General features: G+C 37.0%; 16 protein-coding genes. All 16 read left to right on the top strand.

Annotation, left to right across the window (positions count from 1 at the left end):
• Positions 1-313 precede the first annotated feature (313 nt).
• Genes BVH04_RS06450 through BVH04_RS06525 form a run of 16 tightly spaced genes read left to right on the top strand, consistent with a single transcriptional unit; the run spans position 314 to position 15,324 of the window.
• A complete protein-coding gene (locus BVH04_RS06450; RefSeq protein ID WP_086540652.1) occupies positions 314-1,414 on the top strand; it encodes a Wzz/FepE/Etk N-terminal domain-containing protein in 1,101 nt (366 codons plus the stop codon).
• 13 nt (positions 1,415-1,427) lie between these two features.
• Positions 1,428-1,826 (top strand): sugar 3,4-ketoisomerase, encoded by a 399-nt coding sequence (locus BVH04_RS06455; RefSeq protein ID WP_086540711.1) that lies wholly within the window; start codon positions 1,428-1,430, stop codon positions 1,824-1,826.
• A complete protein-coding gene (locus tag BVH04_RS06460; protein ID WP_086540653.1) occupies positions 1,826-2,239 on the top strand; it encodes a sugar 3,4-ketoisomerase in 414 nt (137 codons plus the stop codon). Before BVH04_RS06455 ends, BVH04_RS06460 begins: the two co-directional genes overlap by 1 nt.
• Complete coding sequence (locus BVH04_RS06465; protein ID WP_086540654.1) at positions 2,236-2,649, top strand: MaoC family dehydratase; 414 nt, start codon at positions 2,236-2,238, stop codon at positions 2,647-2,649. The genes BVH04_RS06460 and BVH04_RS06465 overlap by 4 nt, the downstream gene beginning before the upstream one ends.
• Positions 2,642-3,322 (top strand): acyl-ACP--UDP-N-acetylglucosamine O-acyltransferase family protein, encoded by a 681-nt coding sequence (locus tag BVH04_RS06470; protein ID WP_086540655.1) that lies wholly within the window; start codon positions 2,642-2,644, stop codon positions 3,320-3,322. Before BVH04_RS06465 ends, BVH04_RS06470 begins: the two co-directional genes overlap by 8 nt.
• The gene (locus BVH04_RS06475; RefSeq protein ID WP_086540656.1) at positions 3,319-4,422 is read left to right on the top strand and encodes a DegT/DnrJ/EryC1/StrS family aminotransferase; all 1,104 of its coding nucleotides are present in this window, start codon (positions 3,319-3,321) and stop codon (positions 4,420-4,422) included. Before BVH04_RS06470 ends, BVH04_RS06475 begins: the two co-directional genes overlap by 4 nt.
• Before the next feature lie 6 nt (positions 4,423-4,428).
• Positions 4,429-5,919 carry an oligosaccharide flippase family protein gene (locus BVH04_RS06480; protein ID WP_169714372.1) on the top strand — a complete coding sequence of 497 codons (1,491 nt, stop codon included), beginning with the start codon at positions 4,429-4,431 and terminating at the stop codon, positions 5,917-5,919.
• Positions 5,920-6,915: a glycosyltransferase family 2 protein gene (locus tag BVH04_RS06485; protein WP_086540658.1), complete on the top strand. Its 996-nt coding sequence runs from the start codon at positions 5,920-5,922 to the stop codon at positions 6,913-6,915.
• A complete protein-coding gene (locus BVH04_RS06490) occupies positions 6,908-7,906 on the top strand; it encodes a glycosyltransferase family 2 protein (protein WP_086540659.1) in 999 nt (332 codons plus the stop codon). Before BVH04_RS06485 ends, BVH04_RS06490 begins: the two co-directional genes overlap by 8 nt.
• Positions 7,907-8,893 (top strand): glycosyltransferase, encoded by a 987-nt coding sequence (locus BVH04_RS06495; RefSeq protein ID WP_086540660.1) that lies wholly within the window; start codon positions 7,907-7,909, stop codon positions 8,891-8,893.
• A 3-nt stretch (positions 8,894-8,896) separates the two neighbouring features.
• Positions 8,897-10,795, top strand: a complete 1,899-nt coding sequence (gene asnB / locus BVH04_RS06500; RefSeq protein ID WP_086540661.1) for an asparagine synthase (glutamine-hydrolyzing) — start codon at positions 8,897-8,899, stop codon at positions 10,793-10,795.
• The gene (locus tag BVH04_RS06505) at positions 10,796-11,533 is read left to right on the top strand and encodes a glycosyltransferase domain-containing protein (protein ID WP_086540662.1); all 738 of its coding nucleotides are present in this window, start codon (positions 10,796-10,798) and stop codon (positions 11,531-11,533) included.
• Positions 11,530-12,516, top strand: coding sequence for an EpsG family protein (locus tag BVH04_RS06510; protein ID WP_086540663.1), 987 nt, complete (start codon positions 11,530-11,532; stop codon positions 12,514-12,516). Before BVH04_RS06505 ends, BVH04_RS06510 begins: the two co-directional genes overlap by 4 nt.
• A gap of 3 nt (positions 12,517-12,519) precedes the next feature.
• Entirely contained in the window at positions 12,520-13,404 is an 885-nt protein-coding gene (locus tag BVH04_RS06515; protein WP_086540664.1) for a glycosyltransferase family 2 protein, read from the top strand.
• Positions 13,401-14,243 carry a glycosyltransferase family 2 protein gene (locus BVH04_RS06520; RefSeq protein ID WP_086540665.1) on the top strand — a complete coding sequence of 281 codons (843 nt, stop codon included), beginning with the start codon at positions 13,401-13,403 and terminating at the stop codon, positions 14,241-14,243. Before BVH04_RS06515 ends, BVH04_RS06520 begins: the two co-directional genes overlap by 4 nt.
• A complete protein-coding gene (locus tag BVH04_RS06525) occupies positions 14,236-15,324 on the top strand; it encodes a DUF1972 domain-containing protein (protein ID WP_086540666.1) in 1,089 nt (362 codons plus the stop codon). Before BVH04_RS06520 ends, BVH04_RS06525 begins: the two co-directional genes overlap by 8 nt.
• Positions 15,325-15,326: the final 2 nt, after the last annotated feature.

Genomic DNA, 15,326 nt, shown 5'->3' on the forward strand with positions numbered 1-15,326 from the left:
CTATCAAGTAAGTTTTTTTTAGTCGATTTAATACGTCAGGAATTTTATTTTCTGAGTTGAAATTATTAAAAAGCAGCCTGGTCTTTGATGGCCAAAATATTTATAATAAGAGCTATTTTAAAAGCTTGGATTTTGAGCATTTTGCGATTAGGATGCTGCAGTATTAGAAAAAAAATGAAAATTTGATTTACATTTTTTTTATAAATAGTTGATGTTGCATTTCATTTGTCATCACTTAAAAGAAATTTACTGGATTATTTTGAATTATCTAGCTTTTGACATTGTCAATAAAATTTTTAAATGAAAATTAAAAATGGATAAAAATAATAATGGAATAAATTTAATTTATTTCTTTAAGGCAGTTCAGGATAAAAAACGTGTTGTTTTTTCCGTTTTGCTTGTTTTCTTTCTTTTAGGCCTTTTTATCGCTTTGACATCAAAGAAAATGTATACTGCGAAATCTTTATTCATTCCTCAAACTTCACAGCAAAATAATCAAGGTGGATCACTCGGAGGATTAGCATCTTTAGCAGGGATTAATATTGGAAGTATGAGTAATAGTAATGACATATCTCCGTCACTTTATCCTCAATTTATTTCATCTATAAAATTTAAGAAAAAGCTCGCTGAAACAAAAATCAACCTAGATGGTAAAGGTCAGACTGCCACTTATGCAGAATATTATGAAAAATTATATCAGCCAAATATTCTAGAACTTTTCTACAAATTTACCATCGGTATGCCAGGTGAAATTATCAAATTTATGAGAAGTGCTCCTCCGCCTATTAGAAATGAGACAAACTCAGCTGGTGAAAATACCTTCGAACAGATTTCATACGAGGAGTTTGAGCTTTTTGCAAGAATGGATGGTCAACTTTCAGTAGTTAGTATGGAAGAAGAAGGCGTGGTCCAACTGAGTTTTATAATGCCAGATCCTTTAATGGCTGCGCAAATGGCTCAGTCTGCTGAAAGTTTACTTCAAACTGAAATTATCGATTATAAAATTAAAAATGCGAGTGAGCAGCTCAAATTTACAGAAAATCAGTATCAGGAAAAAAAGGCGGAATTTAACGAAATACAATCTCGTTTAGCTGTATTTAAGGATAGAAACCAAAATATTGTTTCCGCTGCGTTGTTGAATCAACAAGATCGACTTGAAGCTGAATATAATTTTTCGTTTAGCATTTATACAGAATTAGCTAAGCAACTTGAGCAAGCTAAATTGCAAGTTTCAAAGGATACGCCGGTATTTTCAGTTATTCAGAAAGTGTCGATTCCAATTCAAAAATCGAGTCCAAATCGTCCAAAGATTTTGCTTATTTTTATTTTTGTCGGCGTTGTTTCGGCACTTGGATATGTGGCTTTAATGTGGATTATATTTAACTTAAAAAGAGACTGGAAAAACATTGACTAAAAGCGCATTAAATTTGAATCTAGTTTCTGTTATAGATTTTCCAAGGGTTCAAGATAGGAGGGGAAATCTGACTTTTATCCAAAATCAAGATCACCTTCCATTTGATATCCAACGGGTATTTTGGACTTATGATGTGCCAGGTGGTGAAAATAGAGGAGCCCATGCTTATAAGAACCAGCAGGAGATTATCATCGCCTTAAGTGGAAGTTTTGACGTGGTGATTTCAAAAGCAGACGGAACAATAGAAAAGTATTCTCTAAATCGCTCCTATTACGGTCTTTATTTGCCTCCAATGACATGGAGGCACATGGAGAACTTTTCAACCAATGCACTTGGCTTGCATCTATCTAGTTCTACATTCGATTCAGATGATTATATCAGAGACTTTCATGAATACCAATCATTTTTATAATGAAAAATACAACTGTTTTTGATTGCACCAGCTTGGTGCTCCCTAAAAATCATACTGAAAAAGGCAACATTACAGCGGTTAACAACCTCAAAGACATCCCTTTTGAGATCAAACGAGTCTACTACCTCTACGATGTGCCTGGTGGGGAGGCAAGAGGTGGGCACGGTCATCGTGAATTACAGCAATTAATCATTGCTGCAAGTGGGAGTTTTGACCTAGTGGTAGAGGATGGTAGAAATTCTCGAACTTTCAATTTGAATAGACCTTATCAAGGCATACTTATGCCATCAGGCATTTGGAGGGAGTTGAATAATTTCTCTTCTGGGTCTATCTGCCTAGTCTTGGCTTCCTCATTATACGATCAAGATGATTACATCCGTGATTATCAGGAGTTTTTGAAATATAAGTTATGAAATTTGAAGATTTATATATTGGTCTAAGTGCTTCTTTGAAAAAAGTATTTAGGCTTGAAGATGTAGAGAAATTTGCTCTTTTAAGTGAGGATATGAATCCTATTCATTTGAGTGAAGAATTTTCTGCAAAAACCCCATACAAAAGGCCGATTGTTCATGGGTTTTTATATGGATCTATGATAAGTTCTATTCTTGCTAACCAGGTTCCTGGTCCAGGTAGTATCTATTTGTACCAAGAATTGAATTTTAAGGCTCCTGTTTTTCATGGGGATGAAGTTATAGCGACTGTTAAGGTATTCGAATTAAAATTGGATAAGAGAATTATAAAATTGGATACTTTTTGTCATAATAGTCTAGGAATTGAAGTTTTGTCTGGAGTAGCTATAATTAAACTATTGGAAAATGAATAAGATACATCCAACAGCAATTATTGGGGAAAATGTAGTCCTTGGAGATAATAATGAAATTGGTCCATATACAATAATCTATGGCCCAACAAAAATAGGTGATAATAATTTGATTGGACCTAATGCTATAATTGGAACACCTGGTCAAGATACCCGAAACCCTAGACATGATTCAAGTGGTAGTGTTATTGAAATAGGGGACAATAACATAATCAGAGAATTCACGGCAATCCAAAAGCCCTGTTACAAAGAAATAACTAAAGTTGGGAATAACGTATACTTGATGCAAAGTGTTCATATTCCTCATGATGCAATTCTAGAAGATGATGTAGTTATTACTCCCATGTGCGTTTTAGCAGGAATCACTTATATCTTACAAGGAGCTAATATAGGAATGGGATCTTCGGTTCACCAGTTTTCGGTTGTCGGACAATACTCTTTGGTAGGAATGGGAAGTGCTGTGACAAAGAATATTCGGCCATTTTCAGTTTATGTGCCAGAAAAGCCATTGAGGGTTAACAACTATGCCATAGAAAAATTTGGTTTTGTTGAGTACCTAGATGAAATAATTCCTTACGTAAAAGAAGGAAGGCTTCCATCCTCAGATAAACTTCTCAGTTTGGTAGATAAGTTTGAACATCTTCACATGGATTCTAAGCGTGCTCTTTATAAATGAAAATCCCTTTTTTAAGTTTCGATTCAATGCATTCGGCTATCAGGGCTGAGATGGTGACTGCATTCGAAAATTTTTATGACAGCTATTGGTATGTCTTGGGGGATCGTCTGGTGCAATTTGAAAAAGCCTACTCCGGGTTTAACCAAATCAAACATACGGTTGGGATCAGCAATGGACTCGACGCAATCTACCTAGCTTTAAAATCACTTGAAATCCAAGCGGGAGATGAGGTCATCATGCCTTCCAATACGTTTATAGCCACTGTTTTGGCAGTCTCTTATACAGGAGCAACTCCTGTTTTTGTTGAGCCAGATTTGGAAACCTATCTTTTGGATCCCACCAAACTGGAAGCAGCCATTACATCCCAAACAAAGGCCATAATCCCTGTCCATCTTTATGGCCAAGCATGTCAAATGGTTGAAATTGGAGCTATCGCAAGCCGATTTGGACTTAAAGTTATCGAGGACAATGCTCAGGCTCATGGAGCGCTTTACCAAGGTCGGATGACTGGGACTTTTGGAGAGATTAATGCGACTAGTTTTTACCCGGGTAAAAATCTTGGCGCATTGGGTGATGCAGGAGCTATCACTACGCAAGATGATTCCCTAGCCGCAAAATCCAAAATGCTTAGAAACTATGGGAGCCAGCAAAAGTATACCCACGAAGTGATCGGACATAATATGCGTATGGATGAACTTCAGGCAGCCTTTCTTTCAGTTAAGCTCAACTATCTGGACGAATGGACAGCAAAACGTCAGGAGATAGCCACCCGCTATCGAGAGCAACTTGCTTCTTGTGACCTAATTGTATTACCAGCTGTTCATCCGGATGCGACACACGTTTACCATCTTTTTGTGATCCGGACTGAGCGGCGTGATGAGCTTCAGGTATTTCTTCAAGATAAAGGAATCGGAACTTTAATTCATTATCCAATTCCTCCCCATTTACAAAAGGCATATGAACACTTAGGGTATAAGAAAGGAGACTTTCCGATAGCTGAAGAGTTGGCTCAAACAAGCCTTAGTCTGCCTATTTGGCCTGGAATGGACTTCGATCAGATAGATTTTATTTCAAATCAGATTAAGTCCTTTTTTAGCTAAGATTTGGTGGAGGAAGACAAAAAGGGTTTTTCCCAAATATTAAAAGCTACCTCGCTCTTTGGAGGGGTTCAGTTAGTAACTATCCTGTTTAGTATCATCAGAACAAAATTTGCGGCAGTATTATTAGGGCCTTCGGGTATGGGAATTGTTGGACTAATTAGCTCCACAATTGATTTTTTTGGAGCAGCAACTAACTTTGGGATTTCTACGGCAGGAGTTCGAAGCCTTGCCGAAGTAAGTAGCAATGAAGATGAATTCAAAACAGGAAGGACGATCAGTATCGTCAAAAACCTAGTTTGGATTACAGGATTGCTAGGCTTGGCTGTCTTGATAATTTTTTCACCATTTTTAAGCGAATGGATCTTTGGCAATTCAGATTTTACCTGGGGATTTGTGGCTTTATCGATCACTTTGCTTTTGAATCAACTGCTCGCCGCAAGGATGGTCTTGATTCAGGGCATGCGGAGAATCTCTCTTTTGGCACTTATCTTCATCGTCAATGCCGTAGCATCGGTCGTGATTACAGTGCCTTTATATTACTTTTTGGGTGAAAAGGGAATTGTTCCTGCGCTGATCCTGATCTCACTCTCCAGCTTTTTGGTTTCACTTTACTTTTCCAAAAGAGTTCCTTATCTCCGAGTCAAAGTTGGATTACGTGAAAGTCTGTTAGAAGGAAAAGGAATGCTCAAATTGGGTTTTTTTATTGGCCTCTCTGGTTTACTAACTTTAGCTTCAGCGTATTCGCTAAGGATCTTTATCAATAACGTCGGCACTTTGGAAGATGTCGGCTTATACAATGCTGGTTTTGCGATTATCAATACCTATGTAGGATTGGTCTTTACGGCAATGGCGACCGATTACTTCCCTAGACTTTCCAGTGTAATTGCGGAGGTCAAGGGGTTTTCATTAGTGGCAAATCAGCAGTTGGAAATAGCGATTCTTCTACTGGGACCAATTCTGTGTTGGTTTATTATTTTCATCAACCCCATCATTGTTATCCTTTATTCAGAAGCCTTTCGGCCAATCAACGAAATGTTGCTTTGGTCAGGAACTGGGATGATATTTAAAGGAATAGGCTGGTGTTTAGGGTATATTATTCTTGCGAAAGGAAGCTCTAGATTTTTCTTTACCAACGAATTGATTGCTTTAATTTATCAGTTATTTTTCAATTTAATCGGATATTATTTATTTGGACTTAAGGGACTTGGGATCTCCTTTTTGATCGGATATGTAATCTATGCCATTCAAGTGATGGTGGTAAGTCGATGGAGGTATGGCTATGAATTTGAAATGAAAATTCTTAAGAAGTTTTTGATACTCTTTTTTCTGATAGCAGGCTGTATGGCATGTTTTTACTTTCTTGATGGACCGATTTATCAATTTGGCATCGGAACTTCCGTGTGTATCCTTGCTTCCATCTATACGTTTAGAGAATTGGATAAATCCACGGATTTGCTTCAAAAAGCAAAACAGAAAATCGCAGATCGGTTTTCCTAAATGGATTTTGGCAAATCGAAATCCAAAAACGATCAATTGAAATCAAATAATCTTGTAAGTATCATTGTTCCGGCCTTCAATCATGAAGATTATGTGGAAATCTGTTTAGAAAGTATTTTTAATCAGACGTATGCAGAAATAGAACTGCTTATTGTCAATGATGGATCCACTGATCAAACGCATCAAAAGATCCAAAATTGGTTGGAAAAATGTCCGGATCGGTTTTTAAGGGTTGAATATATTAACCGGGAAAATAGGGGCTTGACCAATACTCTCAATCAAGGACTTAAGTGGGCAAATGGGATCTATTTTTCGGCGATAGCATCTGATGATATCTTGGAAATTGATAAAATCAGCCTCTTAGTTTCGGAGCTCGAGAAAAAAGGAGAATCATATGGCGCAGCTTTTGGCAATGCAAAGTTCATTGATGGAAAAGGAGAAGCCATTTCACTTGAAATCAAAGACTCAACTGGAGCGGTTATCACCAAAACTGCACTTTTTCTGGAACATTATACCTATGGGAGGAAGTTTAACTTTAGAGATCCGGCTTATTTTGGAACCTACTCCTCCTTACTTGCAGGAAATTATCTCCCCGCAATGTCGACTTTGGTGCGTACAGAAAGTATTCGTGAGGAAGGAGGATGGACCGCTGGAAATACCGTCGAAGACTGGGAAATGTGGCTGAAGCTCTCTAAAAATTCTCGATTTGCTTACGTGGATCAGATAGTAGCATCTTATCGATGGCACGAAGGAAATACTTCAAAAATAAAGCGAGAACGAATTCTCAGGGATTCGATCAAGTTGCTTGAAAATGAAATGAGTTATGCTACTGTTAATTCCTATCACAATGGATTTTTCCCTGTATATCTCTTTAATGTAAGATTACTAAAGGAGTTTGATCGAAAGGAATATAAAAAGAAGATGATCAAGCTACTGCTCAACAAAAGTTTCTTGCGATTTGTTTCCATAAAAATCCGACAACGAAGAAATGCCTAATCCAATGGTGTCCATTGTGATGGCTACGTACAATGGGGAGAAATTTCTTCGGGAGCAAATCGAAAGCATTCTTTCTCAATCCTATTATCCTTTTGAATTTATTGTTTTTGATGATTGCTCTACGGATGGCACCCCCGGGATTTTAGAAGTATACCAAAATCAAGGAAAGTTGAGGTTCTTCCGTAACGAGTCTAACATAGGCTATGTTAGGAATTTTGAAAAGGCTATTTATGCAGCTCAAGGAGATCTGATCGCTTTAGCAGACCAAGATGATGTTTGGATTCCTTCTAAACTTGATCGGTTGACTCGGCAGATTGGACAACACCTTTTAATCCATTCGGATGCAAGGTTGATTGATGAAAATGGGGTGAAGCTTGATTGCTCATTGGAAGAGTCCGCTCGCAAGATGACTATTCCTCAAAATATGACTGAGGCGATTTTGAATGGTTTTGTGACAGGCTGTACGTGTCTGTTTAAAAGGCAATTACTTGATTTAGCCTTGCCTTTTCCAGATAAGCTGTATATCCACGACAAATGGCTCGGTGTACTAGCCTTTTCGAAGGGTGGCCTCACTTACTTAAAAGAACCATTAACTGATTACAGACAGCATGTCCAAAACAATATCGGAGCAGGAAAGCCTACAGTTTCTCTTTTTAAGAAAATAGGCAAACTCCTCCCTTGGAAGCAAGTAACTTATCAATTTGAAGCGTTCCGAGCTTTTTTGGAGAAAGAAAAGAAGTTTACTGAACTAGTTCAGGAAAGACTAAAAATAGAATCCAAAGAAGTCAGCAGGCTCATCGTTTTTTTTGATCAAGTGTTGTCAGGTAAAAGCTTATCCCGTGTGATTTTTTTCTATTTGAGGAATATTGGGGCATTTGAAAAAAGGAAATCGATATCCCAAAAGGTGTATTTTTTTTATCTAATCATACTTAGTTTCTTCTATTCAAGAAAATTATTGAAGCTAAAAACCACTATTGCCAGTCATCAATAAATGCGAGTCACAGCAGTCATCGTTACTTATGGAGATCGATTTAGATTGGTGAATCAGGTCGTGAATCGCATAATTGAAGAAGGTACTTCCGAAATCTGGATTGTCGATAACGACTCCCTTCCCAACAGTAGAGTACAGCTGAAAACTCTGGAAAAATCTGATCCAAAATTGAGAGTATTTTACAATTCGGAAAATTTAGGATCATCGGGTGCTTATCATCAGATATTGGAATTTGCCTATAAATTAGCTGAGGAACGAATTTTTTGGTTTCTTGACGATGATAATCTACCTCAAAAAGGTGCATTGAATGCATTGATTAATGCTGAAAAACAGTTAACAATAGGCGAAAAATCTCCTGTTTTATACAGCTACAGAGGAGATTCTTGGCCAGAAGACCGAAAGGCAGTAAGCGAAGGAATGATCAAAGGCCCGAAAATCAACAGCTTCTGTGGATTTCACTTAAGTGTATTTTTGAAGAGCAAATTTTCTAGGAAATTAGGATCGGATTCGGCTTCGATCAAGTATCCTGTGATCGAAGTAAAGTGGGGACCCTATGGCGGGCTTTTTACTAGAATGAAAAATCTAAAGCAAATTGGCCTGCCCGATAAAAACTTCTTTTTATATGCAGATGATCAAGAGTTTACCTTAAGGTTTGTATCTGAAGGCATTCCTCAATACCTAATCTACGAAAGTCAAATTCAAGATTTAGATCAGAGCATCGGATCAGATGGGGGGTATTTTAGTGCGTCAACTTCAGCAATCAAGCTCTTTTATGGTTTAAGGAATACCACTTACTTATCCAAAAAGATCTCAGATAATCCGGGAATATATAATTTGAATAAAATAGTTTTTAAACTTATGATGAGCTTAAATGCAGCAAAAAATTACTTCAGAAATCCAGAACTAGTGAAAGAAAGAATAAGACTTTTCAAACTGGCTTTTGAAGACGGAGAAAAAGGAATTCTTGGAAAAACCTATCCTAATTAAACCATGTGCGGAGTAGCTGGATTTGTTGATTTCAAGTGCGGGTCGGGTTCCAATATCCTATCTAATATGGTTAGTACTTTAAACCATCGTGGTCCTGATGATGAAGGAACTTATCTGGATGAGGTGGACCAATACCAACTTGGATTGGGTCATAAAAGACTTTCGATTTTGGACTTGTCGCCTCTGGGGCACCAGCCGATGAAGTACGAAAATTTGGTGATTGTATATAATGGGGAGGTATATAATTTTAAGGAAATACGACAAGAACTCGAATCGCTGGGTTATGATTTCCAATCCCAATCTGATACTGAAGTAATCCTTAAATCTTATCATTGCTGGGGTGATGAGATGGTATTAAAGCTCAATGGGATGTTTGCGATTATCATGTTTGATAAAGACAAACAAGAACTAACACTATTTAGGGATCGTGCTGGAGTAAAGCCGTTATATTGGTTTTTTAAGGATGGATTATTCCTTTTCGGAAGTGAGTTGAAAAGCCTATGTACACATCCACGCTTTGAAAGAAAACTCAATTTTAAAGCTTTAAGCTTATTCCTTCAATTTGGTTATGTCCCTCAGCCACTCAGTATTTATCAAAATACGCACAAGCTGTTCTCCGGTCACTTTTTGAAATTGGATCTAAGTACTGCTACTATTCGAGAGGAAAAGTATTGGGAGGTGTTTTCTGCCTATGTTTCGGAAAAAAGCACTAAGAAAGAGTCAGAAATTTTAGAGGATCTGGATACACTAATAAGTTCTGCATGTAATTACAGAATGGTCTCGGATGTGCCGGTAGGCGTTTTTCTAAGTGGAGGTTACGATTCTTCTTTAGTGACAGCCATGGTTCAGAAAGAGTCTTCACAGAAGATCAAGACCTTCACAATTGGATTTGAGGAAGAAAAGTTCAATGAGGCCATTTATGCCAAGCAAGTTGCAGATCACTTAGGTACCGATCACCACGAATACTTATGTTCGCAGCAAGAAGCACTTAATCTGATCCAAGAGCTTCCTGATATTTGGGATGAGCCCTTTGCAGATTCCTCTGGCATTCCGACGTATCTGGTAAGTAAACTGGCCAGAAATCAGGTCGTTGTCTCCTTAAGTGCGGATGGTGGAGACGAGCTTTTTGGAGGCTATGAAAAATATCAAAGCGCAGCCAAGTATCTAAATTGGTTTCAAAAATACCCGATCAGAAGTCTAGTTGATCAAGTCATGGAGCCTCTTCGAGATCAGGTAGCGGCAAGGGTTTTAAGTGAGAGTAAGCTCTATGTATATGATAATTTTCTTAAAACCAAAGACAGCAAAGATTCCATTTCTAACTTGGAGGCTTATCAAAAGTTCTTTTTTGATAATGAGATCAAGAAGCTTTCAAGCCATTTAGAGCCATCATCACTTTTTTCCGGAGATATTCAACAGCTCAATGCCATCGAAAACCCTCTCGATCAAATGATGGCTTATGACTATGCCACGTACCAAACTGATGATATTTTGACAAAAGTGGACCGAGCTACTATGGCTCACAGTCTCGAAGGAAGAGAACCACTTTTAGATTATCGACTGATTGATTATGTAGGGAAAATCCCCACTCAACTGAAGCTGAAAGGAGGAGTCAAAAAGTACCTTTTAAAAGAAATAGCCCATCGTTATTTGCCAAAATCAATCATGGAAAGGCCAAAAATGGGTTTTAGTGTTCCTTTGGTGACTTGGCTGAAAAATGATTTGAAGTACCTAATTGATGACTTCTTGAATGAAGCATACATCAAAGATCAAGGGGTTTTTCACTGGGAACAGATCAGTAAAATGGTAAAATTATTTGAAAAGCGAGGAGATATCAATTACGCAAATCGAATCTGGAATCTACTTGTATTCCAGATTTGGTACCAAAAGTGGATGAAATCCTAAATGAATCGCTGGGTAATCTATACCGCACTTTTCGGAGACTATGATGATCTGGTTCGGCCTGTCCAAAAGTTCGAAGGGTTCGACTTCGTTTGTTTTACTGATCAGCAGAATCTTCGTTCTGATCTATGGGAAATCAAAATCATTGAGTGTACTGAAAAGTCTCCGGTGCTGATGAATCGTCGCATCAAAATGATGCCTCATCAATATTTGCCTGATCATAAGGTAAGTGTATATATTGATTCAAATCTAAAATTACTGAAGGATTTGAGCGGACTTCTTGAAAATGAACTTTCTGAAAGAAATTTTTTAGTTCCAAAACATTCTATCAGAAACTGTCTTTACGAGGAAGCTAAAGAGTGCATAATTTTTCAGAAGTCCGATTATTCAGCTACGATCAAGCAATTAAATCACTATCGAAGTTCGGGTTTTCCAGCCCAGTTTGGATTATCAGAAAATGGCATTTTGATCCGAAAACATAACGATCCTGAAATTAAAAGTCTGATGGAGCAATGGTGGAAGGAATTTCAAACAGGCAGTGGAAGAGATCAATTGAGTCTTCCATTCGTATTTTGGAAGAACCATCTTAAACTCCCTTTGATTGGTATAAACTCTAGAGATCAAGTTTATTTTTCTAATCAACCTCATCGTAAAGAGGAACTTGGGACAATTGCAAAGCTAATGTTATCGATTAAAATTAGATTACGAAGACTCATCTATTCATTTTATTCCTTTCAATGAAAAGGATTTCACTGGATTACAATCTCCTGCTTCTTACCTTCGCTTTCCTAGTTTTGGTTCCTTTAGTGGGGTTTAGGATGTTTGGGTTAGATGCAGATTACTTCAACTATTATGATCTAATCATCCTCAAAAACAAACTTGATCTTATAACAAAAGAATTTGGATTCAGAGTATTGCTGAGTTTCAATAGTTTGGTTTTTAATGATAGTATAGCTGCTTTTTTCTTGACTTTTGCGGTATTGGGGATTTCAATTAAGTTTTATGCTTTTTCGAAATTCTCCCCTATGCCGTTGCTTAGCTTAGTGCTGTATCTTTTTTCCTATTTCCTTTTGCATGACTATACCCAGATTAGGGCGGGAGTTTCTGCTGGGATTTTTCTACTTGCCATAAATGATCTTTCCGAAGGAAACCGCTCCACCTATCTGAAAAAAATTGTAGTCGCCTGTCTGTTTCACTGGACGGCTTTGATTTTGATTCCTGTTTATTTCATTATAAGGAAGTTTTCAATTCAGTTTTTCTTGGTGCTTCCTTTTGTGGGAATTGCCGTTTATCTATCCAAAATAAATATTGAGAGTCTCATAGTCAAATCAATCCAGGACTATCCTGCTTTGGTATTCTACTACATGTCTCATTCAGGGCACAATTCAGCGATCAATATTTTCAACATGATAAATTTAGCTTTTTTAGGCCTTTTTGTGGGAATATATGTGATCATTTCTATGGAAAGGGAGGAATTCACAAAAGTTGAATTAGACTTATTTAAAATCTTTTCCCTTTCTCTATTTTCGTTCTATTTTTTTGCGATTCTCAATAAGCCAGTTATAGCCTTTCGATTATTTGAATACCTTAATATCGTACTGCTTTTATTAATTCCATCGATTGTATTGAAGTTCAAGCAGTGGTATTTGCCTTCGATTTTCTTCATTGCTTTTTTCATGGTTTATTTCTATCATTTGATAGTTAATGTTCGGGTAATTCCTTAATACATGGAATATAAAGTAGATTTAGTTGTTGTAACTTACTACCCTGATCGAGAGCTTTTGAAAAAATCCCTTCAAAGCTTAATAGGCCAAGTAAGAAAAGTCTTTTTGATCAGTAATAATGATGATGATTTTTCTGATTGGGGAATGGATTTGATCCACATCAATCTCAATGACAACATAGGAATTGCAGCCGCACAAAATCAAGGGATAGAAATAGCAATGGCTAATGGTGTTGACCTTGTTTTGACTTCAGATCAGGATACAATCTATCCGGAAAGCTATGTGACCGATATGCTTAATGCGTATCAAATTTTACTGAACAGAGGACTTAAAATTGGGGCCATTAGTCCTGTATTTCGAGATGCCAAACATGAAGAAAAGATTCATCCTATGGTGAAGTTTGGCAAATTTGGACTTAAAAAATTCTTTTCAGAAAGTGAGCCTCAAGCAGTTTCTCATGTGATTTCTTCAGGGATGTTGCTTAATAGTAAGGCTCTTCTAGAAATAGGTCTAATGAAAGAATCCTTTTTTATCGACTGGGTGGATACCGAATGGTGTTGGAGAGCAACTTCATTTGACTATTCGATTTATCAGATACCAGAAATTTGTATTTCGCATTCTCTGGGATTAAAGTCCAAGGATTTAGTATTCTTTTCTGTCACCTCACACAGCTATATTAGAGAATACTACAAATTACGAAACGCAATGTTATTGCTTAAAAATCGAAATTATCACCAGTTGGGGAAAATGAACTATTTGGCTATTTTTCTTCTTAAAAACACTTTGATTAATATGATGAAAAGCTTCAAAGACATCCGTTTTTTTCAAGCTATCAAATATTCTTTTTTACATGGAATTCAGAAAGAGGAAGGAGGTTTTGAGTTTTGAGCAAGATAGAAATTATTGAAATTTTGCTTCCGACTTTCAATGGAAGCAGCTATTTGGAAGTCCAGTTAGAGTCTATTTTTGAGCAAACTAATCAGGACTGGAAGCTTTTGATTAGAGATGATGGATCTACAGACGAGACCGTTTCTATAATTGAAAAGTGGCAATTTAACTATCCTGAAAAAATTAACATCATTTTGGATGGGCAGAATAGATTAGGAGCAAGTGGAAGTTTTTCCAAATTGATGGAATATTCAAGTGCTTCCTATGTTATGTTATGTGATCAAGATGATTTTTGGCTACCTCTAAAGGTAGAGAAAAGTTTAAATCGTCTTTTGAAAGCTGAAACAGAATTTGGAAAGCAAACTCCAATAATGATCTGTTCAGACTTGGAAGTGGTGGATGAACACTTGAATCCGATTAGTCGGTCATTCTGGAAAGATCGCAAAGATGACCCATCTATTTTGGACGACTTCGAAAAACTAATAGCACATAGTGTAGTGACTGGAAATACCATTATGCTAAATAGAGCAGGAATAAATGTTTCTGCACCGATTAAGACTAATTTTTTTCTGCATGATCAGTGGATATCGATAAATGTAGCTAGGTATGGTAAGGTGATTTTTATAAATGAACCTTTGCTTAAGTATAGACAACATACTTCGAACGTATTGGGTTCGTTTAAGCTTAATAAGAGGTATCTGATAAAAAAAGTGAAATCAATACCCTATTACATTAGGTCTTGGAACAAGCTAAAAAAGGAACTTGAGATGGACTTTTCACTTCGAAAAGTGGTCTTTTTCAAATTAAATTATAATTGGAATAAAATTTTTAATGATTAAGAAAAAGCTTGCCATAGTAGGCATAGTAGGGGTTCCGGCTAACTACGGAGGGTTTGAGACTTTAGTAGAATATCTACTAGAACTACTTCCTAAATTTTACGACATTACTATTTATTGCCAAAGTCAGAGTTATCCGAAAAAGATGGATACCTATAAAGGGGCAAAGCTTGAGTACTTGAATTTGAAAGCAAACGGAGTTCAAAGTGTAATCTATGATTCTGTTTCACTTTGGAAGTCCATTACAGGATTTGATTACATCCTGATCTTAGGCGTTTCTGGCGCTATTACTATCCCAATGATACGGCCTTTTACCAAAGCTAAAATAGTCACACATATAGATGGTCTAGAATGGAGGCGGGATAAATGGGGACCTTTTGCTAAGCGATTCTTGAAGTTTTCGGAGTCATTGGCGGTTAAGTATTCTGATGCTGTTATTTCAGATAATAAGCACATATATGATTACGTCAAGAAGGAATATGAAAAAAGCTCTCATTTGATAGCCTATGGTGCAAATCATGCGAACTATGTGAATCCAATTCCCTATAAGAAGAAATATGCATTTATCACTTCCCCATATATTTTCACAGTCTGCCGTATTGAGCCTGAAAATAATATAGAAACGCAGCTCAGGGTTTTCTCAGAGAATGAGCTTTCTATTCCATATGTAATCGTAGGAAACTGGAGCGCCAGTGAGTATGGGATGAAGTTGTATGAAAAGTACTCTACCAAGAAGAATGTGATCTTATACAATCCTATCTATGCCAGTGAAGAACTAAATGTATTAAGATCAAATTGTCATTACTATCTACATGGGCACAGTGCCGGGGGGACAAATCCATCTTTAGTAGAAGCCATGTACTTAGGTCTTCCTATTATTGCCTTTGGAGTGAATTACAACAGAGAGACAACTTTCAATCAGGCAATATATTTCAATGATTCAAATGAATTGCTTGAGCAAATAATAAGACTGGAAGAATTTGACAGAGAGTCAATGTCCAGAGATATGTACAAGCTTGCCCGTAAAAATTACTCTTGGAAAGCGATAAATAAGAAGTACGTCAAGATGCTGAAATCTCTTTGAAA

This window comes from Algoriphagus antarcticus, from assembly GCF_002150685.1.
In the GTDB taxonomy this organism is placed as follows: Bacteria; Bacteroidota; Bacteroidia; order Cytophagales; family Cyclobacteriaceae; genus Algoriphagus; species Algoriphagus antarcticus.